The sequence below is a fragment of the Clostridium sp. genome, from assembly GCF_016650095.1.
In the GTDB taxonomy this organism is placed as follows: domain Bacteria; phylum Bacillota; class Clostridia; order Clostridiales; family Clostridiaceae; genus Clostridium_AD.
Genome location: NZ_JAENWL010000413.1, coordinates 1 through 2,915 on the forward strand (window position 1 = coordinate 1; position 2,915 = coordinate 2,915).

At 32.6% G+C, this 2,915-nt stretch carries 4 protein-coding genes; all 4 read right to left on the reverse strand.

The window, feature by feature from the left end; all coding sequences use genetic code 11:
• Nucleotides 1–402: Glu/Leu/Phe/Val dehydrogenase dimerization domain-containing protein (locus JJE11_RS17215; protein ID WP_291637843.1), on the reverse strand; the 402-nt coding region annotated here is incomplete at its 3' end.
• Between the two features lie 302 nt (nucleotides 403–704).
• Nucleotides 705–2,003, reverse strand: coding sequence for an acetyl-CoA hydrolase/transferase C-terminal domain-containing protein (locus JJE11_RS17220; protein WP_291637849.1), 1,299 nt, complete (start codon nucleotides 2,001–2,003; stop codon nucleotides 705–707).
• 295 nt (nucleotides 2,004–2,298) lie between these two features.
• Complete coding sequence (locus tag JJE11_RS17225) at nucleotides 2,299–2,580, reverse strand: NifU family protein (protein WP_291637845.1); 282 nt, start codon at nucleotides 2,578–2,580, stop codon at nucleotides 2,299–2,301.
• Nucleotides 2,581–2,701: 121 nt separating this feature from the next.
• Nucleotides 2,702–2,915: 4-hydroxyphenylacetate 3-hydroxylase C-terminal domain-containing protein (locus tag JJE11_RS17230; protein WP_291637848.1), on the reverse strand; the 214-nt coding region annotated here is incomplete at its 5' end.

The following is a 2,915-nucleotide window of genomic DNA, read 5'->3' on the forward strand; positions in this document are numbered from 1 at the left end:
ATCAAAATCAGATCCACCTTTTCCTCCACCCATTGGAAGTCCAGTTAAAGAATTTTTTAATGTTTGCTCAAATGCTAAAAATTTAACGATTCCAATATAAACTGATGGATGGAATCTTAATCCGCCTTTAAAAGGTCCTATGCTTCCGTTAAATTGTATTTTAAAACCACGATTTACCTGAGTTGCACCTGCATCATCTACCCATGGTACTCTAAACATTATTTGTCTTTCTGGTTCACAGAATCTTTCTAAAAGATTTTCTTCAATATATTCTGGGTGTTTATCTAAAACTGGTGCTAAAGATCCTAATACCTCTTCAACTGTTTGTAAAAATTCAGGTTCATTAGAATTTCTTTTTTTTACATTTGCTATCACTTGTTCAATATAACTTTTTGTTTCCATAATATATTACCTCCTAAAATTTAACTGAATTAAATTTAAATACCGTGGCAGTGGTTTCAAATTTAATTTTAGTTTTTAAATAACCTTAATACTTTGCACTTAAATACTTAATTTAATACTATATTTTGCGAAGGACAAATTATTTTTTAACTCATATTGTAATCTAAGTCTTTGTTTAATGAATTAAACTATTTAAAATGATTAAACCATTATTGTTGCATTCATTAATAATTGAATTTACTTCATTACCTATCAATCATCTCTTGCTTTGATAAGGGCACATAGTTATTCACTAAAATCTGTTAAAAGTCACATTTAAATCTTGTTTTATATTCTTGAATTAATTCTTCTCTAAAGTTTGGATGAGCAATATTTATCAGTGCTTTGGCCCTATCCTTTAAATTTTTACCCTTAAGCTGGGCAATTCCATATTCTGTGATTACATAATTCACATCGTTTCTACCAGTGGTAACTGCTGAGCCTTCAGCAAGCAGTGGTACAATTTTAGAAATCTTTCCTTTTGATGCTGTTGACGCCATTGCCATAATAGATTTACCGTCTTTGCTCATATTTGAACCTCGTACAAAGTCTACCTGACCACCGACACCACTTATCTGTTTTAATCCAATACTTTCTGAAGCTACTTGTCCCATTAGGTCCACTTGTACACAAGAATTTATTGATACCATCTTAAAATTCTTCATAATTACCGTTGGGTCATTTACATAATCTACAGAATGCATCTCCACCATTGGATTATTGTTAGCAAAATCGTATAGCCTTTGAGTTCCCATAAGGAAAGTTACTACCATTTTCCCTGGATGAGTCGTCTTAGACTTATTCGTTACAACTCCAGCTTCAACTAGCTCAACTACTCCGTCTGAAATCATTTCTGAATGTATACCTAAGTCTTTTTTGTCTCTTAAAAATAGAAGTACCGCATCTGGAATAGCTCCTATTCCAAGTTGAAGTGTAGAACCATCTTCAACCAAAGATGCACAATGCTCTCCAATAGCTTTTTCAATATCTCCAATTCTAGGAGGTTGAAGCTCTATTATTTGATGACTGACTTCTACAATATAATCAATTTCAGAAACATGTATAAAAGAATCTCCCATTGTTCTTGGCATTTTATTATTTACTTCTGCAATTACTATTTTTGCACATTCTGCTGCGGGCTTTGTGTAATCAACAGATACACCGAAACTACAATAGCCATGTTCATCTGGAGCTGAAACTTGAATAAGTGCTACATCAATTGGTAGCGGTCCTTTAAAAAGACTTGGAACTTCATAAAAATAGCAAGGTGTAAAATCAGCTCTTCCTGAACTTACTGCCTCTCTTGTATTTCCACCTACAAATAATGAGTTATGTCTAAAATGTTTTTCCATGCCTGGCTTTGTATATTCACCTTGGCCCATTGCCACCATGTGTACGATTTCAACATTTTCATAAGCTCCACTATTAGCTACCATTGCAGCTATAAGATCTGTTGGTTCCCCACAAGCATGTCCTGTTACCACTCTGTTTCCAGACTTTATATTTGTCACTGCTTGCTCAGCGGTAACAACCTTTGATTTATAAATTTCTTCTAAGTTCATATCAATCACTCTCCTTAATAACGAAACTTTTATTTTATCTATAATATTAATTAATTTAATACTATCGCGTTCACTAGTTATATATATTTTTTCATATTTAGCTTCAAGATTTTGGTGACAAGCACAAGCACTAGTACATCCACATAAAATAACAACTACATCATAAATGAGTCCTTCCTTTGCCGTTTCAATACTATCACCAATACCAATATTTTTTTTTAATCTTGATACTGCATCTGCTCTATCATAAGTTGGATTACAACCTCCACAATATTTAATACCAATTATCATTATCTTATTCTTTACCCTTATTTAAAATTTTTCTTGCTTGGTCTAATAACTCTTTACTAACTTCATTTATTAGTATTACCTTTTTAATGCTAGGTATTTCCTCTTTAAGTGTAACTTCAACCAAATCTTCAACAGTATACTTTGCAGATAGACATCCTTTACATTCGCCCAAAAGCTTAACTTTTACTATTCCATTGTCATAGCTAACGAGTTCAATATTTCCGTAGTGTTCTGCGAGTTTTGGTCTAACCTTTACTTCAAGTATTTTTTCAATTTCAGCAAACATTTCGTCACCCCATTCTTTCAAATATATATTGGGTTAGCAAACTCAATATATATTTAGGTATTTCATATTGTGAAAGAAGTACGAAACACCTAAATTATTCCTTACCATTTTATGCTAATGATTATTTTCTCGTCGTGGCTGCAACTAAATGTTCTGCCGATGTCACTATTTTTTCATCATCTATTCTAGCAATCACTTTTGCTAAAGCTTTTTTATGAGCTAAATTACTTTGTCTTGCTATCATTATTCTTTGTGCCTGTGGTGAGCCTGCACCATGCATTGATTCTGTTCTATAACCAACTGCAGCTGTTCCAAGTGACATGTTTTCTATTAAT